Source organism: Moraxella sp. VT-16-12 (genome assembly GCF_002224245.2).
In the GTDB taxonomy this organism is placed as follows: Bacteria; Pseudomonadota; Gammaproteobacteria; order Pseudomonadales; family Moraxellaceae; genus Moraxella.
In genome coordinates this window covers 217,494-242,812 of the sequence record NZ_NKHK02000003.1, presented here as the reverse complement: position 1 = coordinate 242,812, position 25,319 = coordinate 217,494, and the positions used below count along the sequence as shown (strand labels likewise).

Annotated in this window: 20 protein-coding genes and 1 pseudogene; 8 read left to right on the top strand and 13 right to left on the bottom strand. The window is 42.8% G+C overall.

All coding sequences use genetic code 11. The features are described from left to right. Positions 1-594, top strand: a 594-nt coding sequence (locus CEW93_RS10785; RefSeq protein WP_186727886.1) for a hypothetical protein, incomplete at its 5' end; no start/stop codon positions are given. 353 nt (positions 595-947) lie between these two features. Continuing rightward, positions 948-3,188 (top strand): TonB-dependent receptor domain-containing protein, encoded by a 2,241-nt coding sequence (locus CEW93_RS04195; RefSeq protein WP_089540816.1) that lies wholly within the window; start codon positions 948-950, stop codon positions 3,186-3,188. Positions 3,189-3,235: 47 nt separating this feature from the next. Here CEW93_RS04195 and gloB read toward each other — a convergent pair whose 3' ends face one another. The 5 genes from gloB to CEW93_RS04170 form a co-directional block, all read right to left on the bottom strand. Next, complete coding sequence (gloB, locus tag CEW93_RS04190) at positions 3,236-4,033, bottom strand: hydroxyacylglutathione hydrolase (protein ID WP_089540818.1); 798 nt, start codon at positions 4,031-4,033, stop codon at positions 3,236-3,238. 9 nt (positions 4,034-4,042) lie between these two features. Beyond that, entirely contained in the window at positions 4,043-5,971 is a 1,929-nt protein-coding gene (locus tag CEW93_RS04185) for an extracellular solute-binding protein (RefSeq protein ID WP_089540820.1), read from the bottom strand. Positions 5,972-6,064: 93 nt separating this feature from the next. Beyond that, the gene (serC, locus tag CEW93_RS04180) at positions 6,065-7,144 is read right to left on the bottom strand and encodes a 3-phosphoserine/phosphohydroxythreonine transaminase (protein WP_089540821.1); all 1,080 of its coding nucleotides are present in this window, start codon (positions 7,142-7,144) and stop codon (positions 6,065-6,067) included. Positions 7,145-7,214: 70 nt separating this feature from the next. Further along, entirely contained in the window at positions 7,215-8,000 is a 786-nt protein-coding gene (locus CEW93_RS04175) for a hypothetical protein (protein ID WP_089540823.1), read from the bottom strand. 51 nt (positions 8,001-8,051) lie between these two features. Beyond that, complete coding sequence (locus tag CEW93_RS04170; RefSeq protein ID WP_089540825.1) at positions 8,052-10,604, bottom strand: heavy metal translocating P-type ATPase; 2,553 nt, start codon at positions 10,602-10,604, stop codon at positions 8,052-8,054. A 151-nt stretch (positions 10,605-10,755) separates the two neighbouring features. Between CEW93_RS04170 and mrcB the strand changes: the two genes are divergently transcribed. The 4 genes from mrcB (at position 10,756) to CEW93_RS04150 (ending at position 15,423) form a co-directional block, all read left to right on the top strand. Beyond that, complete coding sequence (gene mrcB / locus CEW93_RS04165) at positions 10,756-13,170, top strand: penicillin-binding protein 1B (protein WP_255503936.1); 2,415 nt, start codon at positions 10,756-10,758, stop codon at positions 13,168-13,170. Between the two features lie 116 nt (positions 13,171-13,286). Beyond that, on the top strand, positions 13,287-13,619 hold the full coding sequence (locus tag CEW93_RS04160) for a YbaB/EbfC family nucleoid-associated protein (RefSeq protein ID WP_089540828.1): 333 nt from the start codon (positions 13,287-13,289) through the stop codon (positions 13,617-13,619). Further along, complete coding sequence (gene recR / locus CEW93_RS04155) at positions 13,619-14,212, top strand: recombination mediator RecR (protein ID WP_089540830.1); 594 nt, start codon at positions 13,619-13,621, stop codon at positions 14,210-14,212. The genes CEW93_RS04160 and recR overlap by 1 nt, the downstream gene beginning before the upstream one ends. Before the next feature lie 5 nt (positions 14,213-14,217). After that, positions 14,218-15,423, top strand: a complete 1,206-nt coding sequence (locus CEW93_RS04150) for an HRDC domain-containing protein (RefSeq protein WP_089540832.1) — start codon at positions 14,218-14,220, stop codon at positions 15,421-15,423. A gap of 11 nt (positions 15,424-15,434) precedes the next feature. Here CEW93_RS04150 and CEW93_RS04145 read toward each other — a convergent pair whose 3' ends face one another. The 7 genes from CEW93_RS04145 to CEW93_RS04115 all read right to left on the bottom strand — a co-directional run bounded on the left by CEW93_RS04145 (position 15,435) and on the right by CEW93_RS04115 (position 22,681). Then, on the bottom strand, positions 15,435-15,698 hold the full coding sequence (locus CEW93_RS04145; protein WP_089540834.1) for a 2Fe-2S iron-sulfur cluster-binding protein: 264 nt from the start codon (positions 15,696-15,698) through the stop codon (positions 15,435-15,437). Between the two features lie 17 nt (positions 15,699-15,715). After that, entirely contained in the window at positions 15,716-16,813 is a 1,098-nt protein-coding gene (gene nrdB, locus CEW93_RS04140; protein WP_089540836.1) for a class Ia ribonucleoside-diphosphate reductase subunit beta, read from the bottom strand. Positions 16,814-16,990: 177 nt separating this feature from the next. After that, complete coding sequence (locus CEW93_RS04135) at positions 16,991-18,007, bottom strand: ribonuclease Z (RefSeq protein WP_089540838.1); 1,017 nt, start codon at positions 18,005-18,007, stop codon at positions 16,991-16,993. A 132-nt stretch (positions 18,008-18,139) separates the two neighbouring features. Beyond that, complete coding sequence (gene cls, locus CEW93_RS04130) at positions 18,140-19,603, bottom strand: cardiolipin synthase (RefSeq protein ID WP_222432717.1); 1,464 nt, start codon at positions 19,601-19,603, stop codon at positions 18,140-18,142. Positions 19,604-19,794: 191 nt separating this feature from the next. Then, positions 19,795-21,084, bottom strand: a complete 1,290-nt coding sequence (locus CEW93_RS04125; protein ID WP_089540840.1) for an adenylosuccinate synthase — start codon at positions 21,082-21,084, stop codon at positions 19,795-19,797. Positions 21,085-21,147: 63 nt separating this feature from the next. Further along, positions 21,148-21,480: a hypothetical protein gene (locus tag CEW93_RS04120; RefSeq protein ID WP_089540842.1), complete on the bottom strand. Its 333-nt coding sequence runs from the start codon at positions 21,478-21,480 to the stop codon at positions 21,148-21,150. Beyond that, positions 21,473-22,681, bottom strand: coding sequence for an ATP phosphoribosyltransferase regulatory subunit (locus tag CEW93_RS04115; protein ID WP_089540845.1), 1,209 nt, complete (start codon positions 22,679-22,681; stop codon positions 21,473-21,475). Before CEW93_RS04115 ends, CEW93_RS04120 begins: the two co-directional genes overlap by 8 nt. Positions 22,682-23,043: 362 nt before the next feature. On the opposite strand from CEW93_RS04115, the gene corA reads away from it, so the two are divergent. Both corA and CEW93_RS04105 read left to right on the top strand, forming a co-directional pair. After that, positions 23,044-24,210 carry a magnesium/cobalt transporter CorA gene (corA, locus tag CEW93_RS04110; RefSeq protein WP_089540851.1) on the top strand — a complete coding sequence of 389 codons (1,167 nt, stop codon included), beginning with the start codon at positions 23,044-23,046 and terminating at the stop codon, positions 24,208-24,210. A gap of 95 nt (positions 24,211-24,305) precedes the next feature. Continuing rightward, the gene (locus tag CEW93_RS04105; RefSeq protein WP_089540847.1) at positions 24,306-24,653 is read left to right on the top strand and encodes a PilZ domain-containing protein; all 348 of its coding nucleotides are present in this window, start codon (positions 24,306-24,308) and stop codon (positions 24,651-24,653) included. Positions 24,654-24,672: 19 nt separating this feature from the next. Here the strand turns inward: CEW93_RS04105 and CEW93_RS04100 are convergent. After that, a pseudogene (locus CEW93_RS04100) lies at positions 24,673-25,319 on the bottom strand (hypothetical protein); the annotation flags it as partial.

The following is a 25,319-nucleotide window of genomic DNA, read 5'->3' as shown; positions in this document are numbered from 1 at the left end:
TTTTTGGGCAGCTACTTCTTGTTTGAAGTGTTCTTTATCTCAGCTTGGGTGAAGGAGTTGGCGTTGGTGTGGGAGCCTGAGTGGGCGACGTGGTTGATTGAGTGGGCAATCAGTCATACCAATACACCGCCACTTAATGTGGATAGGGATATTTTTGTTTTGGATATTTACGATGAAGGCATGAGAGAGCTTGGTTATGCTGATAGACATGAATTTATGAACTCGGCATTTGGTCATGCTGTCATGTTGTATCGCGTCATAAAAACTTTATTTTTTATACCTGTTATGATTGCCTTGACCATTATTTTGTGGCAAAGCATGGATTGGCTAGGGTTTTGGCGAGTTGACCCTAGATATATCCATAATGTTTTATCATTCATTTATCGTTTATTTTTAAGCATTGGTATGTTTTTACTGTTTTTTGGTGCAATGTTGGCATTTATCTCTGGTGTGGAATTAGTTGTTCCTTATATTTATGGCAAGTTTAACTGGCTAGGTTTGTTTTGGCAACATATTGGGCTGATATTTATTTTGTTTTATCTAAAATTTTTGGTGGGGTGGTTTTTATTTTTTAGAAATTTATTTTTACACTAAAAATACTACCAAGCAACAAGGTGGCTTTTTAGCTGTCTTTGGAATAATGTTGTGTTTTACCTTATAAATCTTGACATTACACCAAAAATGTATGTTTTTTAACCAAAAATCACGTCTACAATACCCAATGGTTTATATATCCATCAACTGATACTTAGGTGGGCTATTGGATTGGCTGCCTCTAACTCTCCCCACCTTTCCATTATCTAAAAAAAATCAATAAAAATAACTATTTTCATTTACATAATAATTTTCTTTTGATAGAATAACCAACGTTTACCAAAACTTACGTTTTTATACATACTTTGTAACGGTAAATTTCGTTCACTCACAATTTTAGTAAGGAATAAGTGATGAAAGTGTCCTCTAAAAAACTCCCCTTAGCCACCGCCATCATCGGTGTGTTAAGCTTACAGGTTGCCCAAGCTGACGACATGGCACAGCCCCACGTGAGTCTTGAAGCTCTTAATGCAGAGATTGACCGTCAAGGTACAAAAGTCAAAACCAATGTTGTTACACTCCAAGAAAAAGATGAAAGCACTGCCACTGATTTGCGTGGATTACTCCAATCTGAGCCGTCTATTGATTTTTCAGGTGGCAATGGCACATCATCTTATCTAACCATGCGTGGTATGGGTCAAAACTCCATTGATGTTAAAGTGGATAACGCCTATTCTGACAGTCAAATCCTATATCACCAAGGTCGTCATATGTTAGACCCAAGTTTGGTGAAAATCGTCAGCGTACAAAAAGGGGCGGGGTCAGCCAGTGCAGGTATTGGTGCCACCAATGGTGCGATTGTTGCCAAAACGTTAGATGCTCATGATTTATTAAAAGACAGTGATAAAGATTGGGGCATTAAAGTAAACGCAGGTTACAGCTCAAATGACGAACACAGCTATGGTGTTACAGGCTTTGGTAAAGCAGATAATTTTGATTTCTTGGTAAGTTACAATGAAACAAACCAAGATAACTACAAACCTGGTAAAAAAACAGGTCAAAAAGACAGTGCAACAGCACCTGGCAAATATCGTAGCCCCTACACCGCCAGCACAAACCCAGCTCCTGCCTCAGAATGTGCCTATCGTACTAAAAAAGATGGCACTATTACAGATACGTTTTGTAAAGACCCAAATCACCCCAGTGATGAAGTGGCATTCCAAGCAATGGATAAAGAAAGCTACTTAATTAAAGCAGGTTACAATCTGGGTGAACATCGTTTTGTGCTTAGCCATTTTAACACAACCAATAAAGGTGTGCGTAACGTACGTGAAGAATTTGAGTGGGTTGTTATTCCAGGAGAGCTAGATACTTCAACCAAGGTTAAACTTGACAAAGAAGGTAATCCAAAGGCTGGCACCATCAACTATGGTGGACATCGTAAATTATCCATGCAAAACACCAACCTTGAATACAAAGGCAAAGCAGGATTGTTGGGTGAGGCAGAAGCCAATGTTTATTTTATGAAAAATGAACGCAAATCTGGCAATGATAAATTCAGTGGTTATGCAGGCAATGTAGATGCTCCAAACGACACTTCGGTTAAAACCACAGGAGCAAATTTAGGTTTTGATAAATACATCAATGATGATACATTGTTTAAATATGGTGCAAACTATCGCCATCAAGAAACCACCCCTAACCGTGCTCAAGACGGCAAATTACAAACCACAGAAAAAGATGATATTGGCGTATACGGGGAAATCATTGCTGACATTGGCAATTTTACCTTAACGGGAGGCATGCGTTATGATCACTTTGATTACACTTCTGTGAGCAATAAGAAAGTTTCTGATGGCACATTTAATCCAAGCGTAGGCATTATTTGGCAAGCCACGCCCGATCTTAGCTTCAATGCTGTGCACAACTACGCCACTCGCAGCCCACGCCTTGTAGATGCTCTGCTATCATCAGGAAGTCGTGCTGCTGATATTGCTGATGGTACAAAAGCAGAACAAGCTAAAAACACTGAGATTGGTTTTAACTACAACAACGGCAATCTATCAGTTGATGGTACCTATTTTTGGCAAGAGATTGATAATCTGCTAACCAGTGGTGCACGTCATCGCCCAGGTGATAAACATAATACAATCTTTAATGTAGGATTTGCCAAAAATAAAGGGTATGAAATCAATACTCGTTACAGATGGAATGGCTTTACCGCTCGCTTGGGTGTGGCTGAGAGCAATCCTGAATATTACAGTGGCAACAATGCAGAGGGCAAACCAATCCGCTTTGATAACCGTGAATTTGGTAGCACCATTGGTCGCACTTGGACAGCAGGTCTTGCTTATCGCTTTGCCAATCCAAATGTAGAAATTGGTGTCAATCATCGCAAAGTTGATGATGTAAAAGGTCAAAGTGCCTACATGACCCCAATCTCAGGCTCTCGTGGTAACAACTTAAATCTAATCAAGTATGGTTATGACGTAACTGACATTTATGCCAACTGGAAACCATTTAATAACGACAAATTAAATGTAAACTTTGCCGTTAACAACGTAGGTGATGAGTTCTACTATTCACACTCTGCTATTAATGGTTTACCTGGTGCTGGTCGTGAATACCGTGTCGGTGTCAACTTTACCTACTAATCACCACCCAAAAAAATCCGTCATCATGGCGGATTTTTTATTTAAACCTAAAAATTATTTTTTAGTTCACGCAATGCTTTAAACACCGTGCGTGTGTCTGCTTTTTTGTCTGTGATTTTACCCAAAGCAATAAGCCTGTCTTTGATATGGTCATCCCCAACCTGTAAAAATACATTAACCGCCCTTTCATGTACCAAACTGACAGGCAATGTTGGCACGCCTTGATTGCGGCAATTTTTGGCATGAGCGATGGCGGATACGATGGCGGTGTTTTGTGGGGCAATATATGAACCAAATGTCAAGTTTGACAACGTGTATTCATGTGCAGGGTAAAAAATAACATCATCTGTCAGCGTGTTAAATCTTTGTAAGCTATCAAACAACTCATCAACCGTTCCGCTAAATACTCGCCCACAACCCCCACTAAATAGCGTATCTCCACAAAAAACGTGTGTCTTACCATCAAAATTCACCAAATAAGACAAATGTGTGTCGGTATGCCCTGCGGTTCGCCATACTTGAAAATCTACTCCAAGCAGAGTGAAATTATTACCTTCATCAACCTTCACATCAACCAAAGCGTCATGACTGGCGTGTCCATACACCATCATGGCAGGGTAAGTACTTTTTAATTTGGACAGCCCCCCAGTATGGTCATCATAGGTAGCATGAGCATTATGGTGTGTGATGACAAATGCCACAGGTGATAAGGCATGAGCGTTCAGATAATCAATAACAGGCTGACTCTCGCCTGCATCAATAATCACAGCGTGCGTATCATCATGTATGAGCCAAATATAATTATCCTGCAAAGCAGGTATGGGCGTGATGGTGAGTTTTTTCATTTAAATCTCCTATTTTTCTGTACTGTCTGCATACCAATAATCCAGCCCTATTGCTGATGTTGGCAGTTTTGGCGGTGGCGTGATGGTATGGTGATACATGACATTGGTCGTTCTTTGACCACCAAAAGGTATCATATACACCCCTGCCAGCAGCAGACGGTCAAGCACCCGAGCATATAAAATCATCTCATCAGTGTCCGCATGAATGAGTTTATCAATCACCCTATCCACAGCAACACTTTGAATGCCAATGGTGTTAGCATTACCAAGTTCATTGGCAGATTTTGACCCCCAAAGATACGCCTGCTCTGCCCCCACGCTCGTGCCTTGCATAAAGCCATCTGTCAGCATATCAAAGTCAAAGTTTCGTTTTTTGGTCAAAAAGCGTGCATTATCTGGTACGGTAATGATAACATCAACCCCCAATTTTTGTAAATTTTTAACAAAAAGTAGCAACATGGCTTTGTCTTTTTCATCATCAAGCACGATTTCAAAGGCGACATTTTGACCATCTTTAACCAGTTTGCCCTGCCGATAAGTATAGCCTGCTGACAATAACAACTCTCGTGCTTTAATAAGGTTGGTGCGATTATATCCTGTGCCATCTGTATCAGGTAAGGGTGATATGCCAGTTAAAGCGGATTTTTCATCATCATTTAAGGGCAAACTTGCCAGTATTTGATATTCTTTACCGCTAGGTACACCTTGTGCCATCAAACGTGAACCATAAAAAAAGCTCGTCAAACGCTCATATTCGCCATAATACAGCTTATCATTCGCCCACGCCCAATCAAAAGCAAGCAACATGGCTTCACGCACTCGTTTGTCCTTGAAAAACGGACGGCGTAAATTCATTACAAGTCCACGCATGATGACGGGATTTTGATGGGGTATGGCGTGTTTTTTGATGGGAAAGGCGGTATTTTGTTTAAAATTTGCCCAAGATTGAATGTCATTTTCAAAACGAAAATTAAATTGCCCTGCCAAAAATCCTTCAAAAGCCACTTTTTCATCTTGATAATACATAAAACGTATTTCATCAAAATTAAACCGTCCCCGATTTGCCATGATGTCAGCCCCCCAATAATTCGGGTCTCTGACATAAACCACCTGTCGTGATGGCTCTGCCAAGCCAAGCCGATATGCTCCACTTCCCATCAAAGGCGTCAGTGAAATGTCATTAAAACGTACATCTATGTCTGATTTGGCAAATATGGGCATCAGCCCCACCATCAAATACAGCTCAGGATTTGCACCTTGGGCAAAATAAAAAATCACCCGTTCATCATCCAACGCCTGTATCTCATCAACGCCCGCCAAAAAACCCCGCCAGCTCATCAAGCCTTGCGACAGTATGGCATCAAAAGTCGCTTTGACATCATGGGCGGTAACTGGCGTGCCATTCCAAAAGCGTGCCTTAGGGTGCAGATGATAAATCACCCAACTGGTATTGGTAGTATCATATGTGATGGCACGAGCAAGCTGTGGATATAGCACATGGCTTTCATCAAGCGAGCCTGTCATTAATGTGTCATACAGATAAAATGTGCCTGTGGCAGGTACGCCCTTATCAATAAAAGCATTCAAACTGTTAAATGACCCAATCTCTGACATGGCAAGTACGCCACCTTTTGGGGCATTTGGATTGGCGTAAGGCAAATGAGACAAATTGGCATATAATGCCTTATCTTTGATGGCGATAATGTCAGTTGTGATGATGCTTTGTTTGGTTAAATCAGGTAATGTTTTGGGAGCTTTGTCATCTTTGGCTTGATGTTGGTTTATCTGCACATCGGTGTCATCTTGTGAGTTTTGGCTTGTTTGCTGATTGCCTTGACAACCTGCCATACTCAACACCCCAAATGTCAGACAGGCAAATAACCAACCAAGCAAACATTTGGGCGATTGCAATATTTTTGTTGATAAGTGATACATCATAAACCGTTACCGCTCAATCTTAATGTCAAAATATTGAGCAAATTTAAAAAAACCCAACAAAATCAATGCTGGGTCTTTTATCTTTATCAATTATTAACCATGATTTTTTTCAAAATCTTTCATAAAATCGGTCAGTTGTTTTACTTGTTCTAACGTTACGGCATTATAAATGCTCGCTCGCATACCGCCCACCGCACGATGTCCTTTTAGATTTAATAGCCCTGCTTCTTGGGATTTTTCCAAAAACAGCTTATCTAGTGAGCTATCCGCCAAAACAAAAGGCACGTTCATGATGGAGCGATGTTTTGGATTGACGTGATTGTGATAAAAATCAGACTCATCAATGGCTTGATAAAGCAGTTTGGCTTTGGCGTGATTGGTTTTTGCCATTTGTTCCACACCGCCATTATCTAATAGCCACTCAAACACAAGCCCCGACAGATACCATGCAAAGGTGGCAGGCGTGTTAAGCATACTATCGTTTTGGGCTTGGTTTTTATAAGTTAAAATGCTTGGGCAATAAGCACTCGCCTGCTCCATCAAATCACGGCGAACAATCACCAAAGTCAATCCAGCAGGTCCGATATTTTTTTGAGCACCAGCATATATCAGCCCAAAATCATTGACGTTGATTGGCTCAGACAATATGCAAGATGACATATCTGCCACAATGGGGGCATTTACTTTTGGCACATCAAAAATTTGCACGCCATGAATGGTCTCATTTGGGCAATAATGAAAATAAGTCGCATTTTTGGATAATTGCCACTCATCAAAGGTGGGCACATCGCCATCGCCTTGTGCCACCAGATTAATTTGACCTAAACCGAGTGCTTCATAACGCTTGGCTTCTTTGTAGGCTTTTTGCGACCATGTGCCAGTGGTCAGATAATCTGCCACGCCGCCATTTAATAAGTTTAAGACAACAGCAGAAAACTGTAAGGACGCACCACCCTGCAAAAACAGCACCGCATAATCTTCTGAAATCCCCATGAGCTTTCGCAAATCGGTTTCAGCTTTTTGGGCAATCTCAATATACTCAGCACTACGATGACTCACTTCCATGACAGACACGCCACGCCCTTGCCAATCTAAGAGCTGTGCTTGGGCTTTTAAGAGAACTTCGGTCGGCATGGTGGCAGGGCCTGCACAAAAATTAGCAAGACGATTCATGATTTATCCTAAATAAAAACATCAAAAGAACACTTATTTTAACAGATTTTTTGGCAATACATTCAAATTTTTATGGGTTTTGGGTAATGGTTGCCCAAAGCTGTTTTTTTAAAGTAGGCTCTTTGGCAAGCTCATCAAGCAGTGGTAATTTGCTTTGACCATCAGTTGCATTTGGCAAAGTATCAGGTAATATCGTCAAATATGCCACCTGACTGCCCTTATCCATGCCCAGTCCAAATAAAAACCCCCAAAACACTCCATCAGCAGGCATCAAATGCTTATGTTCCACATAGTCATTATCAACATTTATCATCGGATAATGAGCTTCATGACTATGGTGAGAGATGGCGTGTTGTTTGGCATGATTTATCAATGCTTGTTTTAAAGATTGCCAAATCATCACCAGCTCATCATCAAGTCCAAGCAAATCCACCACCAATACCCAACCGCCATAACGTACACCTTGCAAATAAAAAGGCACGTCCGCTTTTTTGGTATTAATGGCAGGCTTGGGCATGACACTTGGTGCTAAATCTAATGATGATTTTGGAGCATTTGGCGTCTTAGGTGGTGTTTTGGGTGCTATGCTGGGGGCGTTTGGAAGAGCAGTTACCTTGACGGTTGGTGTAGGTACGTCAGAGACAAGCGGTTTTTGATGGTCTGTGGGCAAAACAGATGGCGTGGCAGAGTGATGGGAAGCCAAATTTTTAGGGATTAAATGCTGTATTCTAGGATTGCCAAACCCATCATCAAGTTTTGGTACAAAATGTGGCTGACATGACCTATCTACCCAGTAGTTGATGCCCATGAGTGCCAAAATATGCCGAGATTGTGCTAATTGTAAGCTAAAATTCATGTATTGATTTTATCAAAGATGGTCAAATATGCCAAGACGTTCATCACAATTTCACCCCATACGCTTAATCCGCAAGGCATTTACCACCACCACCAAACTAGACACGCTCATGCCAATGGCAGCCAGCCAAGGTGGCACATAACCTAGTGCCGCAGGAATTAAAATAAGTGTATTATAAGCCAATGCCCATTTTAGATTTTGACGAATAATCTGGCGAGTTTTTTGGGAGACATAAATCGCCTTTTGTATTGCTAACAATCCACCACCAAGCAGCACACCATCTGCTGACACTTGTGCCAAATCAGCAGCACCTGCCATTGCCACCGAGACATTTGCTTTGGCTAAAACAGGGGCATCATTAATGCCGTCTCCTGCCATCAAAACGACGTGTCCTTTATCTTGTAAATCGGCAATATGGCGAACCTTACCATTTGGACTAAGCCCATGATGTGCCTTATCTATGCCAAGCGTGCAAGCAACACTCAAAGCATTGGGGCTAGGGTCGCCTGTGAGCATGATGGGCGTGATGTTCATCTGTTTTAGCTCATCAATGAGCTGTTTGGCTTCTTTTCTTATCACATCATTAAAATACAGCCTTGCCATCGCTTGCCAAACGCCATCGGTATGCACAGACAACAGCACCGACATATTGGCATGGTGTTTGTCCAAATTTTCACCAAATTCTGCCACATCGCCACCACCCATCACAAAACTGTCATGACCAATGCGATACACACGCCCTGCTATCGTGCCTTCCACACCACCTGCGGTATGATGGGTAATGTCAGTAGCACAAGGCAAATGCAAGCCGTGAGCGGATGTTAAAATCGCTCGTGCCACAGGGTGTTTTGCTCCAATCTCTAACGCCCCTGCGATTTTTAGCACACTTTGGCAGTCATGGAGGCTGTCTATGCCTAGTAAATTTGCCTGCCCCACTGTGAGCGTGCCCGTTTTGTCAAACGCCACATAATCCACGTCCGACAGGCTTTGTATGGTGTGTCCACGTGTTGCCAAAAAGCCAAATTGTGCCAAACGATTGGTCGCCATCGTCAAAGCAATGGGCGTGGCAAGTGATAAAGCACAAGGACAAGTCGCCACCAACACCGCCACCGTTGCCCACAAGGCTTGTGATTTGTCAAAAAACAGCCACACGCCAAATACCAACACCGACAGCACCAACACCCGAGCCACAAAATAACGAGCCATCTTATCGGCATCTTGGGCGATTTGGGGTTTTTCGCTCATGGCACGATTCATCAAACGGTCAATCAGTGCCATTTGACTGTCATTCATTTCATGCGTGATGAGCATAACAAAAGGCTGAGCATCATTTTGTGAGCCACCTGCCAATCTATCTCCCCACGACTTGACAATCAAATCACTCTCCCCTGTCAAAAGGCTTTGTGATATGGTCGCTGTGTCTGATAATAACACGCCATCACAGATGATTTGCTGACCTGCTTCCACAAAAACCACGTCCCCCACATTGACCGATTGAGCTAGGATTTTTGCTTGGTCGTTTGGGATTAGCAGGTTGGCATTTTGACTTTGCCAAGCACGCACTTCATCAACATTTATCGCCCCATCTGCCCCCACAAGCCAAGACGCATGAGCAAGTTTTTGCACCAACACAGGCTCAATCACCACCAAATCTGTCGCCAAATTTGACGCTTTTAAACGAGCATTTTGCTCAATATATCGCCCTGCCAACAAAAAGAAAATAAACATCGCCACCGAATCAAAATACGTCTCACCTGACTGGGTAAATGTGGCATAACAGCTTGCCCCAAAAGTGGTGATAAGTGCAATGGCGACAGGCACGTCCATATTGACCTGACGAACTTTAATGGCACGATACGCTGAGACAAAAAATGGCACGCCTGCATAAAAAATCACTGGTATGGTAACAAATAATGCCACATACCTTAAAAAATCTCGATGTTCTTGTGCCATGCCCGAATATGCCCCAAAGTACATACCGATAGAAAACATCATTGCCTGCATCGCCCCTAATGCTGCAATCCCTAGACGGATAAGCATTTTTTTATTTTGGCGAGCAAGCAGTGCCTCGTGCGTGTCTTGGCGATAAGGACGAGCATCATAACCAACCGAATGCACCGCCTTTAAAATATCGCTGATGTGGCATTTATCATCATCCCAATTCACCCGCATACGTTGCTGAGTCAAATTGACCTGACAGGCACGTACCCCTTCTATGGAAAACAGGCGTTTTTCTATCAGCCAAGTACACGCCGTACAGCGTAAGTTTGCTACTGACAACTCAGCCGTACTGCCCCCATCTTCATCATAAACAAACTGCCCTTTAATATCATCATGGTCATAAGCCTCAAAATTCATACCATCAGGCAAACTGGCAGTTGGGCTAATTTCACGACGGTCAAGATAATACTGTTCAAGCCCCATCTGCACAATGCTTTGACTGGCAAGCTGACAGCCCAGACAGCACATGGCTCGCTCATGCCCAAAAATGGGTGTATAAAACGGCTCTTTTGGCAACATCTCTCCACAATGAAAACACGCCCCATCAGGAGGCAAGAGCAAAGACTGGTTCATTTGGTCGTTGTTTTGGGGCGAATAAGTCATGGCAGATGGCACGCAAAAATGGCTATTATAACAAAAATTTGCCCAAACATTATAAGCATGCAACAATCCACCCTTTTTTCATGATTTTTCCACTTGCAAAAATCTGATGTTTGGGCGAAAATCACAGATATTTAAAAACAAAGGTCAAATCGTGTCAGTTTCCACTTCAACATCCAAACGCCATCAACAAGGGTTTATGTTTGTCGGCTTCATCATTTTGGTGCTGCTTATCGCCTTGGTTGTGTTTGTGGCAATGTACAGCTATCAGCTTAATGATGAGATTGTTAGCAAATTTGAAAACCGCCGATGGGACATACCTGCCACCGTCTATTCTCGTCCACTTGTCTTATCGCAAAACAGCCCCACCACCCCAAAAGACCTAGAAGCGTGGTTACGTTTATTAAATTATGACAAGGGCTCTACCGCCAAGACAGGAAGCTATACCTTAGATGATGGCACTTACATCATACACACAAGGGGTTTTGATTATGGCGATGGCGATGGCGACCCTGCTCAACTTTTAAAAATTCGCTTTCGTGGCAATCAGCTTATCCAAATACAAAGCACCAAGCCCACCCAAGCTGGTCAAGCACGCCTTGAACCTGTCAATATTGGTGGCATTTATCCTGAAAACAATGAAGACCGCATTTTACTTACCAAAGACACGATTCCAAAGCCTTTGATAGATGCACTCATTGCCACCGAAGACCGTGATTTTTATCATCATTATGGCGTGTCTGTGCGTGGCATATCTCGGGCATTGGTCTCCAATCTGACAGGTGGCACCAGACAAGGTGGCTCTACCATCACCCAACAGCTTATCAAGAACTTTTATCTATCTAGCGAACGCACCCTAAAACGTAAAGCCAATGAAGCCATCATGGCATTATTACTAGAACGCCACTACACCAAAGAAGACATTTTGGTGGCTTATATGAATGAGATAAATCTTGGTCAAAATGGCAATCGTTCGGTCAATGGTTTTGGTGTTGCATCAGAGTTTTATTTTGACAAACCTCTGTCTGAATTACGTCTTGACCAGTATGCATTGTTGGTTGGTATTGCCAAAGGGTCAAGTTATTACAATCCAAGAAAACACCCAGAACGAGCCAAAAACCGCCGAGATACTGTGTTGCACAATATGCTGGTGATGAATGTCATCACCCAAAAAGAACATGATGAAGCGGTCAGCCAGCCCCTAAGTGTGGTAGAAAAACCCACCATCGCCAAAAGCCGTTTTCCTGACTTTTTGGATGTGGTTCAGCGAGAACTTAAAAACTATTACAAAGAAAAAGATTTGCGTGGGGCAGGTTTAAAAATCATCTCCACCTTAGACCCCATTGCTCAGCGTCATGCGGAAAACACCTTAACCAGTGGGCTAAAACGACTTGGCTCAAATAAAAACCTACAAGGAGCATTGGTCAGTGCCGATCCAAAAACAGGGGAGCTGATTGCCATCGTTGGTGGTGCAGGAGATTTTACTGGCTTTAATCGTGCCACAGACGCAAAACGCCAAGTCGGCTCTTTATTAAAACCTGTCATTTATCTGACCGCTTTACAATCAGGTCAATACAACCTAGCCAGCTTTGTCAAAGACGAACCAAAAAGCTACTCATCGTCAGGAGGCAAACCGTGGATACCCGAAAATTATAGCCACAAAAGCTATGGCAATGTACCACTGATGACCGCTCTTGCCAACTCCTACAACCAATCTGCGGTTAATGTTGGCATGGAATTTGGACTAAATATCTTTCAACGTCAAATGCACCAATTTGGGGCAGAAGGCAACTTTTCTAGCTATCCTGCCACACTGCTTGGAGCGGTAGATATGTCCGCCATGCAAATGCTGGGCGTGTATCAAGTATTTGCATCAGGTGGTTATCACACGCCCATTCATGCCATTCGTCAAGTCATCAGTGAAAAAGGTAAATTACTCCAACGCTATGATGACACCCAAAAAACCACCGCCCGCTTTAAACCTGAACATATGTATTTGATTGACTTTGCCATGCAAAAAGTCATCAGCGATGGTACTGCCAAATCCGCCCTATCTTTGGGAGAGCACCTAAATTTGGCAGGCAAAACAGGCACAACCAATGACGCACGAGATGCATGGTTTGCAGGGTTTAGTGGCAATTATGTGTCGGTGGTGTGGGTTGGTCGTGATGACAACAAGCCCATTGGGCTGACAGGTGGGTCAGGGGCTTTACCAATTTGGATAGCCTATATGAAAGGGCTGACACTCACGCCTGTGCAGTTTACCCAGCCTGATAATGTTCAATGGCTATGGCTAGAAAATGGTACAGGCAAACTGTCCGATGAACATTGCTCAAATGCTGTGTATGTACCTGTGCTGACCGAATTTTTGCCCACACAAAAAAGCGATTGTATCAGCACGCCAAATCGCACACCTGATTTTGAAGACCCTGATACATCGCCCAAGCCAGAAATGACGGACGAGCCACCCATCTTGCCCCAAGAGATTGAGCGAATGAATGCTGACACACCCAGTTTTGACAATCAAGATACGGTCAGCTATGGCGAAACGGATGAAGCATTTTTTTAGGGCATATCCACCCAAACCCCCATCATCATACGTTTGTCGGTGAAGTGTGTTTTTGCTTGAAAATCACGCCCATAGCAAGGTATAATGGGCGTTTTACCCAGTTTATTGGAGATGTTATGAACATTCAAGCACTCATGCAACAAGCCCAAGCCATGCAAAAACAAGTAGAACAAAACATAGAATCTGCCAAAAAATCCTTGGCAAACAAAGAAGTGTATGGCGAAGCAGGTAACGGTTTGGTTAAAGTTACCATGACAGGTCGCCACGTCATCAAACGCTTGTCTATTGACCCAAGCTTGATGGGTGATGAGCCTGATATGATTGAAGATTTGGTGGCTGCCGCTGTCAATGATGCCGTTCGCCAAGCAGATGCGTTGTATGAAGAAGTGATGGCAGGGGCAACCACAGGCATCGGACTGCCCAAAGGCATGCAAGGGCTGTTTGGTTAATGCTCACACCAAAATTTGACCAACTGGTCAAAGACTTACAAATATTGCCCAGTGTTGGTCAAAAATCCGCTCAACGCATGGCATTGCAATTACTATCAAAAAAACGCAATGAAGGCATTCGCCTTGCCCAAACGCTTGATATTGCCATGCGTGAAATCCAAGAATGTCGCCAATGTCATGCGTTTAGCGATGATGAGATTTGCCCCATTTGCCAAGACTTGCGTCGTGATGATAAGCTACTTTGTGTGGTAGAAACCGCATCTGACATCATGGCAATAGAATCTAGTGGGGCGTATCGTGGTCGGTATTTTGTATTGGGCGGTCATTTATCGCCGATAGATGGTATTGGGGCGGAAGATTTACACATTGATGAGTTGGTCATGTGGGTAAAATCACACCCCATTGATGAGCTGATACTGGCCACAGGAGCGACCAGTGAAGGTCAAACGACTGCGTTTTTTATCCATCAAGCTGTCAACGCCTACGTTCCAAAAATCACCAAACTTGCCCAAGGGATTCCCATCGGTGGCGAACTTGGCTACCTAGACAGTTTAACACTACATCAAGCCCTAAATAACCGCTCATTTATCTAAACATCATGACGACCTTTACCCTGCCCCATCAGCCTGCCGATTTGCACACCCTAAATGCGCTACCTAGATACTGGGTAGATACCGCAAATGCTTTGGCGACATTGGTTGATGAGATTGATCAAGCCGACATCATTGCCCTAGACACCGAATTTATCAAACGCACCACCTACTATCCCATTTTGGCACTCATACAAGTCAATACTGGCAAAGCGGTATATTTGATAGATGCCCCACGTCTTGATTTGAGTGAGTTTTGGCAGGCTTTGACAGAAGTACCCAAAATGGTTTGGTATGCTTGTGGTGAAGATTTGGGGATTTTTTATTTATTGACCGACTGCCCACCCCTGACCAATGTGTTTGATGTACAAATTGGTGTCGCTTATCTGTCAGGTCGGCTACAAATGGGGTACAGCCAAGCAGTTAATGAAATTTTAGGCATTGAATTAGATAAAGGTGAAAGTCAATCAGACTGGCTGGCTCGCCCCCTAAGCGACAACCAAAAGCGCTATGCCGACCACGACGTTCGCTACCTGTTGGCACTGTATGAAGTCGTCAAAGACGCTTTGGACAAAAAAGGCATTTTGGCATACGTCAATGAAGACAGTCTGTTATACACCAAAGAGTTGCATGCCAATGAGCATATCAGTGATGACAAACGCTATCTTGAATTTTTAGCCCCAAATTACAACAAACAACAAATTTTGGTTTTGCAAGCACTCATCATGTGGCGAGAAGCATTGGCACGAGCCAAAAACGAGCCACGCACTTTTATCATCAACAAACAAGCCCTGCGTGAAATCATACTTACCCTACCCACCACCATCAAAGAACTTGCCCAAACCACCATCAATCGCAAATCTTTACGCCTATATGGTCAAGAGATTATCAAACTCATCAAAGATACCAAACCCCTACCCCAAGACACCTTGCCACTTGCTGAACCAACTTATACCAGCAAACAAAAGCCTTTTAAAAATGCCTTAGACCAAGCGATTTTGACACACAGCAAACAGCTTGGCATTCCCCAAAACTTGCTGATGAAAGGACGTTGGATAAACGAGCTTTTATATCTTGTTTATCAAGACATGCCACCTGTTCACCTATCTGATGGACTGATGGGCTATCGGCATGATTGGGTAATACAGACAGTTTTGCCACTGCTGTATCAATATCGCTTAAATATCATATCAGGATTTGAAGCAACGCCTTGATTTTACACCCCTTAGCCATGCCGATATGCCACCGTCAGCACCCCTTCAGGCAGACAACAACACGCCAACACTTCATCATCATCAAGCTCGGCAAGTGGCGTTTTTTTGCAAGTTAATCTTCCTGTATAGGTCTTGACCTGCATTTTGCACGCCCCACAATAACCTTGCCGACACATAAACCGCACGTCTTTATGCTCGGTGCGTATCATGCCATCAAGCAAGGTTTCACCATCATGCAGATAAAACCGCTTTTCTGCGGTAAATACCCAGCTCATTTTATCACATTCGTGGTTTATAATTTAAAATCATCCAAATTGACATCGTCCAAATCACTATCAATCTGACCGACCAAATAGGTGGTAATCTCGGTTTCTTGGGGGGCAACTTGCACGTTATCAGATGACAACCACGCATTTATCCACGGAATAGGGTTAGATTTACTGTCAAAAATGGCTGGCAATCCAATGGCATTCATGCGTGCATTGGTGATGTATTCAATGTATTGGCACAAAATATCACGGTTTAAACCAATGATTGAACCATCTTTAAACAAATAATCCGCCCAATCTTTTTCTTGCTCAGCAGCCACTCTAAAAATATCAATCGCTTCCTCTTCGCATTCTTGGGCAATTTGTACCATCTCAGGGTCATCTTTACCATTTCGCATCAGATTAATGATGTGCTGGGTGCCATTTAAATGCAGAGCTTCATCACGAGCAATCATTTTGATGATTTTGGCATTGCCTTCCATCACTTTGTTTTCGGCAAAGGCAAACGAACAAGCAAAGGACACATAAAAACGAATGGCTTCTAGTACATTCACCGCCACAATGCACAAATACAGTTTTTTCTTTAGTGCCTTTAAATCGCCCTCACCTGTCAAATTATAACGCTGACTGGCTTCATATAGGTCATCATAATACACCGCAATGTCTTTGGCACGAGCCAAAATGTGTTCATTGTCCATAATATCTTCAAAAATCACACTCGGGTCATTGACGATATTACGAATGATGTGTGTATAACTGCGACTATGAATGGTCTCACTAAATGACCATGTCTCAATCCACGTTTCAAGCTCAGGCAAGGAGACAATTGGCAACAACACCGCATTAGGCGAGCGACCTTGAATGCTATCAAGCAATGTCTGATATTTTAGGTTGGATAAAAAGATGTGCTGAGCTGGGGCGGACAGCTCAGAAAAATCAATGCGGTCTTTTGAAACATCAATTTCCTCAGGTCGCCAAAAAAACGACAGTTGTTTTTCAATCAGCTGCTCAAACACTGGGTGTCTTTGTTGGTCATAACGAGAGACATTCACCGCTTGCCCAAAAAACATTGGTTCTTTTAGGGGGTCATTTTTGGTCTGGGGAAAGATGGAATAGTGCATGGCATTCTCTTATCAATAAAATCAATATATTGTGTATATTAAAAAATTAAATCACTATATCATGTGATAACGTTGGCTATTTTAGCACAATTTTAAGAAATTTTATCACTTTTAAAATAATTTTATCCAACACATTGATTTTGATAAAAATTTAAAGACAAATCCCTGTTGAATGTCTTATTGTATCAATACTTGCAAAAAATCCCGAGCAAGCACCAATTGACCATCATAATACTGCTGTGCTTCGGCACGAATGTGTCCCATATTGGGCTTGTCGGAGTCTTCATCATCAAAAGGGGCATATCTGGCACTAAAATGCGTGAGTATGAGCTGTGGAATGTGGTGCGTTTGTGCAAATTGTGCCACCATCTTACTGCTGCTGTGCTTGGGGTCAAATCCACCTTGACTGGCAGGCTTATTAATGATTTTTTGCCTGATGTCATCAGTATAAGTTGCTTCATGAACAAGTGCTTTGGCGTGTTTGACCGCATTTACCAATAAAGACGGAGTGTCATTGTCGCCTGCAATGACGATTTTTAATTCACTTTGTTGATGAATTTTATAATCATGGGGATTGATAGATGTATCATTGATGATAATTGGTGTGTCTGATTTTAATAATTTGCCCCAATAAATATTGGGAATGTTATCCAAAGTTAATTTATCGGTCAATAATTTGTCCTTATGCAATATTTGGCTAATCCCAAAACCATAAGACGCACAGCGGTGTGATAGTTGATGAATGTCAATATCAAGATGATGTTCATCACTTAGCCTAAGTTTGATGGGAGTACAGATGGGATTACTTATCACACTTTCTATGTCCATAAATTCTATGGGATAGTTTAAATGCAGTTCACTAACCGCCATCAAAGTATCCAATAATCTGCTGATTGCCTTAGGAGCAATTAAGGTTAAAGGTTTTTTGCGTCCGTGCATGCCTAGACTTGCCAACAAACCTGCCAAACCGTAACAATGGTCGCCATGAGTATGTGTGATTAAAATGGCAAATAAGTCATTGGGTGATAAATGACTTTTTAATAGCTGGTGCTGAGTGCCTTCACCACAATCTACCAATAGCCAAGGGTGTCTTTTGGCGTGGCTTGTTACCATCAACTCCACAGCAATGGCAGACACATTGCGGTCTTTGGTGGGAATACCGCTTGATGTTCCCAAAAAAGTTAGGTTAAACATAATACTCCAAAATCCTAAATATATTTAATACCAATAATTTATCATAAAATCCTGATAAAAAGCTAATTATAAAAGCGGACTAAATAACCGAGCTGTATTTTCCACCAAACCCCACCAAGGCGAACGCTCTTGCTAACTTGTGATACATACCGTTTCAGATTGTTTTAAATAGGCGTTTTGTTGGGCGATGATTTGGGTGGTCATGTCTTTATCATAAATGACAAGGGTGATTTCAAGATTTAAAAAGAAACTTCTCATGTCCATGTTTACCGTTCCAAACAAACACAGGCAATCATCTATCACCAAAGTTTTGGCGTGTAATAACCCCCCATAAAACTGAGCGATATGCACGCCATTTTTCATAAGCATGGGAAAATACGCTCGTGATGTATATTTAACCAAGCAGGAATCCACGTCTTTTGGCACAATCAGCGTAACATTGACGCCACGTTTGGCAGCACTGGTCATGGCAAGCAATAACGGCTCATCGGGCACAAAATAAGGCGTGGTGATGGTAATGCGTTCTTTGGCAATGTGCAGGGCATGAATGATGGTACGATAAATGGCATTTTCTGATTGGTCAGGGCCTGATGGCACAACCTGAGCGGTGATGTCGCCAGCACGCTTGACAGTCATGATGACATCAGGCAAGTGAACATCATCTTGCATTAACGACGATAAACGCTCCTTCACAATGTGCAAATTATCATCATTTTCTACCGCCACATCAGCATAAAGTACCGCCACCATTTCTAGTACCACAGAACCTATACAACGCATCATCACGTCTACCCACTCGCCCACACCAGAATCCGCCTTAAAATATTTTGGGTCAATCAGATTAAAACTGCCTGTATAGCCGATTTGCTTGTCAATGATGAGTAATTTGCGATGGTTACGCAAATCCATGCGAGTAAAAAAGGTACGAATAAATCCCACAGGCAAACTTTGATGTACCACCACGCCTGCATTTTTAAGCCGAGCCACCCAAACGCTTTTAAAAAATCGTCTGCTTCCCACCGCATCTGCCAAAATAAGACAATCCACACCCCGAGCACTGGCACGCATTAAAGCTTCTAACAGTCTGGCAATCTTACCATCAGGCTCAATGATATAAAACGACAACAAGCACGAATGCTGAGCATCATCAATGTCCGCCATCATATGATGAATGATGTCATCTGTGGTGGCCAGTAGTGTCATGTCATTGCCTGCGGTCGCCCCAAAGGACGACTCACTCATGGCAAGCTGTTCTATGTCTTGATGAGTTTGATTTTTTGGTTGCAGATGAACCATGTATTTGGCAAGATGTGTTTTGCCAAATTCTTGATACAATATCTGCACCTGTTGGCTTCGTTTTTGGCGGTCAAAACCCAAACGAGACTCACCAAACATAAAATACAAAACCACCCCAACCAAAGGAAACACAAACAAAATAATCAGCCATGCAAAAGTTACGCCTGTGCTTTTTTGGCGATACAGCACTCGCACCACACAGCCGATGACCAAGATGCCATACATCAATATTGCCAGCCCACTTAAATCCCATGCCATTAAGACGTCATCAATCAGATTAAATATACGCATTAAATCCATGACTACCCCCCCCTGCTGAGTGATTTTTAAAAATGGCTTTTTTGGCTTTGACTATGTTGTCAATGAAGTATTTTAAGTAAATTTTTTTAGGTAGAATATAGATTATGTTAATTATTTTTAACATAAGAAAGCTCAAATTCTTTTAGCCCTTAAAAAACCCTGCATAACACAGGGTTTTGACTTACAGTGTGTCAGATGTCATAAGGGTCTCTTAACACAATCGTCTCATCTCTGTCAGGACCTGTGGAGATGATATCCACAGGACAGCCGACCAGCTCTTCAATGCGTTTGATGTAGATTTTGGCATTTTCTGGCAAGTCATCAAACTTGGTGATACCAATGGTGGACTCGCTCCACCCTGCCAATGTCTCATAAACAGGGGTAACTTTGCTATAATACTCGGCATCATACGCCCCTGCAATCTCACCTTGTGGGATTTGATATTCGGTGGCAATTTTAATCTCAGCCAATCCATCTAACACGTCAAGTTTAGTTAAGCAAATGCCACTCATGGAGTTAAGCACCACCGCACGACGCAAGGCGACAGCATCAAACCAACCACAACGTCTGGCACGTCCCGTGGTCGCCCCAAACTCATGCCCTACCGTCCCTAGATGCTCCCCAACATCATCAAACAGCTCGGTTGGAAAAGGTCCAGAGCCGACACGTGTGGTATAAGCCTTGGTGATACCAAGCACATAATCAAAGTACAAAGGACCAAGCCCTGTGCCTGTTGCCACGCCCCCTGCAGTAGTGTTGGAGCTGGTTACAAAAGGATACGTGCCATGGTCAATGTCAAGTAGTGTGCCTTGTGCCCCTTCAAACATCAAGTTTTCACCTGCCAAACGGCGAGTGTTGAGCTCTTCGGTAACATCAACCACCAACGCTTTAAGTTCATCTGCCCATGTACGACACAAAGTAAGCGTTTCGTCAAAATCAATCGCTTCTACCCCATAATATTGTGTCAAAGCAAAGTTATGATATTCTAACAAACTGGTGAGTTTTTCTGGCAAATCTGCACGGAACAAATCCGCCACTTTTAAGCCACGGCGAGCCACTTTGTCTTCATAAGCAGGACCAATGCCACGCCCTGTTGTGCCGATTTTACCACTGCCACGCTTGATTTCACGGGCTTGGTCAAGAGCGGTATGATAAGGCATAATCAATGGACAAGCAGGCGAAATACGCAGTCGCTCACGCACTGGCACGCCTTTTTCAGCCAGCGTGTTCATCTCTTTGAGCAGTGCATCAGGGGCAAGCACCACGCCATTACCAATAAAGCAGGTAACGCCATCACGCAAAATCCCCGATGGGATTAGGTGCAACACGGTTTTTTCGCCGCCCACCACCAAAGTATGACCTGCATTATGCCCACCTTGATAACGAGCCACAGCCGTTGCTTTTTCGGTCAGCAAATCCACAATCTTGCCTTTGCCTTCATCGCCCCACTGACTGCCTAGCACGACAACATTTTTACCCATAACGCTCTCCAGTAAATCAAATTTGGTAATTTTAAACTTATATTTTCACACATTTAGTGTTTATCACGCTTGCCATAACTTAGCAAATTTTAGGACATTGGGCGCGTCCTGTTTTGCCATCGGATACACCACCGCACAGCACATCTTAGCATCCAGTATGGTGCTTTCATAAGCCAAATGGCAACGCAATGCACAAATTTTATCAAACGCTTTTTGATTGACCTTGACCACCACTTTGGCAAAGGAATGTTGTAGCCATGTGTGATACTCTGTATTATCTTGCTCTTTATCAAACCTTAGATGTGCTGACAGTACCGCATGAGCCACCAAAGTAGGCACCATATAAGATGGCACGCTATCTAAAACAGCGATATACAGTTTTAGCTTATCATTCATCGCCCACAAGCCTAACAGACCACACCCCATCATCAAGGTGCAAAACCCCATCTATCTGGGTAGGTTTGTCGGTGGCAGATAACGGTTTAATCACCACACAGCCTTCATCTTGCAAGGTTTTGATTTGTGTTATTAGGTCATCTTTTTGAGCTTGGCTGGCATTTTGCAAATCATCAAACGCCACCCAAATCACCGTATCAGCTTCTAGCTCCACAAAATCAAGCAAGCGGTTAATGTCCATACTAAACCCTGTTGCTTGTCTGTCATCTATCGCCCGAAAACGACCGCCACGCACCAACGCCTGTGTCTGTACAGTGTCTGTGGGATTGAGATATACATTAAACACAAGCCCAGTATGGTAATGATAGCCCGACAGCTCCGTAACATCAATACTGACCGTCATACCGACATTTTTGACATGACGAACAAGCGTGGCAATCTCTTGACAAGCATCAATAATCGCCCCATCAGTCTTAGCAATGGGTGATAATTTATTTAATAAATTATCTGCTGATGGTGCTTTGGTCATATCTAATGTATGTTTGGCAAGCACCAAAAAGTCCATACCACCTGCCAAATTTTGACAAAAAGCGTTTAACTCTGGCAAGGCTTTTTTGTCATATAATGACATCAATGTATCTACATCATCTTTGCTGATACCATGCAAAGCACATAGTCGCTGAAAAATCGCCACATGACCCACATCAACATGAAACTGCGTTCGTTTCATGCCAATCTCATCAAACAAATCCGCCAACAGCTCTACCAAGGAAAGCTCAGCGACCACTTTATCATCAAGTGCATCAATCCCAAAAATCTCCGCCCCAAGTTGCATGGGCGTACGCAATCCAAATAGCCCTGTCGGTAGCGTTTTGACCACTTGTCCAATGTAGCAATAACGGCTAATTCCCACCCCAAGCTGAGCATCAATGCGGATAATCTGTGGTGTGATGTCAGCACGTAGCCCCATGGTGCGACCATTTAGCTGGTCAATCAGCTTAAAGGTTTGGCGTTTTAGTTTGTCATCAGCATGGCGATATAGCGTGTCGGTGTACTCTATTAAAGGCGGAGCAACAAGGCGATAACCGTGTGCCGTCAAAACAAAGAGTAAAGCATCACGCAGGCTTTCTTGTTTTTGGGCATGAGTAAACAGTACGTCTGCCACACCGTCTGGCAATAGCCAATGGTTTTTTGCGGTCATATCTATCAGCATTAAAATTTTTCGCCCCTAGTGTATCACAGAATACCAACATGGGCTAGGTGCAATTTTTAAAAATTTTATTGGTTTGAAAATTTTATTTTTGTAAATTAAAAATTTGTTATAATAGCCAACTTGTCGTTTTTTGGTGCTTTTTTAAAGCAAATGATTTTTGCAAGCCAAATCTGCACATAAATGTTAAAAACTCATTGGCGTTTTGAAGTGCCAAATCAATCACTGACACCCAATTATCGCCAAAAACCAAATCACATCAGTTAGTTTTTGTTTCACATTGACAAGGGGACGGTATGCCAGATAAAACTCCAACCACAAAACCACACACCACACCCCCACACGATGAACCCATGATTGAGCCTACTGACACATTAAACGATGATGACGATGAGCTTAATCTACACGATGAAGATGACAGCTACATCTATGGTGATGCTGATGCAACCGATGAAGACACCATAGAAACCATGACGGTATATGACCCTGACGCTGACCGTTTTGAAGAGCTAGAAGAAAACTCAGGGCATAACGAAACGATTATTTGTTATTCATATTCTCGCAAAACAGGCGAACCTGTCAGCACGCTCAATATTGATGAAGTCAGTCGCCAACTGACAAATAACGGTCAATTTGTATGGCTTGGGCTGTATGACCCCAGCTTTGAAACCGTCAAAGAAGTCCAAGACGCTTTTGATTTGCATGAGCTTGCCCTAGAAGATGCCTTTGCCGACCATCAACGCCCCAAGGTAGAAAGCTATGGTAATGACACCATCTTTGTGGTGGTGCGTACCGCCAAACTTGAAGACAACCAAATCCGCTACGGCACAACTGCCGTGTTTATGGGCAAAAACTTCATCATCTCCATCAGACGTGGGGCATCCAACTCTTATACGCCCGTACGTGAGCATTGCCACAGACGACCTGAAAAACTTCGCCTAGGTCCTATTTTTGTCTTGCACGCCATTTTGGACTTTATCGTGGATAATTATTTGCCAATCACCGACCGTTTGGGTAATTATCTGCGCGAACAAGAACGTAATATTTTTTCTTATGAATTTAATAAATCTACCTTGCGTAATTTGTACGAATTAAAATCACAACTGGTACATATGCGAGCGGTAATTTTACCCGTACAGGATGTGTGTAACTTTTTTATTAACCATAAAAAAAATGAGCTGGTTTCTGCCTTTCCTGCTGCTGCTAAGCCTTATTTTAGAGACGTCAATGACCATTTGTTACGCTCCATTGATGCTGTCAATGGCTTAAATGAAATGCTCTCTGTGGCAATGGACACCTACATGGCAATGGTAACCATGGGGCAAAACGATGTGGTTCGCCGTTTGGCAGCGTGGGCAGGTATTTTGGCTGTACCAACAGCAGTGGCGGGTATTTATGGCATGAATTTTGATTTTATGCCTGAATTACACTGGCGATATGGTTATTTTATGGTCATCAGCATTGTACTGACTGCGTGCGTATATCTGTATTATAAATTTAGAAAGGCAGGGTGGCTTTAATTTGCACTTTATCGCCAAAACATCTAAGTTTAAGTATAAAACCCACCCATCATTTTTATAACATGATAAAATGGGTTTTATTTTAGGAGCATTCTATGGTCATGCCCATACGTGGCGGTATCATCACCTACAACATATCTGACACCCAAACCCTATATAATAGCCACATGTCTTTTGTCAAAGATGGTGGGATTTTTGTGCCCAGTACAAGAAAACACACCCTGGGCGAAGAAGTGTTCGTTGTGTTTAGCTTACCAAATTCTAGTGAGCGTTACCCCTTAAATGGCAAAATCGTTTGGTTAAACGAAAAAGGCACTACCGCCAAACCTGCTGGCTTTGGCATGCAATTTGGCACCGACCCAAACAGCCTAAAACTAAAAAACGAAATAGAGCGTTTACTGGCAGGGGCAGACTCATCAGAGCGAGCCACATACACCATGTAGCTTTTGTATGGTTGGCACATCATTCCAAAAATGACTTCACCACCATGATAGATGCACCGGTCTGTTCAATATAACCCATCTGCCAAAGCTGAGTTAAAACAGGGCTTTGAAGCAGTTGCTGTTCTATTTGTGTGTCCACGACTGTTTTACGTTGCTGTTGCTTGACGACAGGCACTTGACACCGCATGTCATCCGTCAAAATCTGATAACCCAAAAGCTGAGCATCAGGCATGAGTGTGGCATATTTTGATAAAAACCCTTCAAAACTCACCACCGTTTGCTTGTTTTCATCTGACATATAAAGCTGACACTGCCCTGCTATTTGACCCATCATCAGCCCATGACTGACCAATGCAAGCTCATCCACAGACAGCCACCCATGTTGGCGAGCTTGCGTTACCCAACAATCCCATTTTTCAGGCGTCCAGTCCCCAACCATGTCCACTTGTGGGGCAATCAGTTGTTGTTGCAATCGCTGTTTGTTGGTTAAATCGCCATTTAAATTCATCTCATTAGCATGCAGATTGGGGGGCGATGTTTGGGCTACTTGGTGGTCGGCTTCTAAAATTTCTGTATCTTGTGAAACCCCATTATCATCAGTTAAATTATCATCAGTTAAATTATCATCAGTTAAATTATCATCAGTTAAATTATCATCAGTTAAAT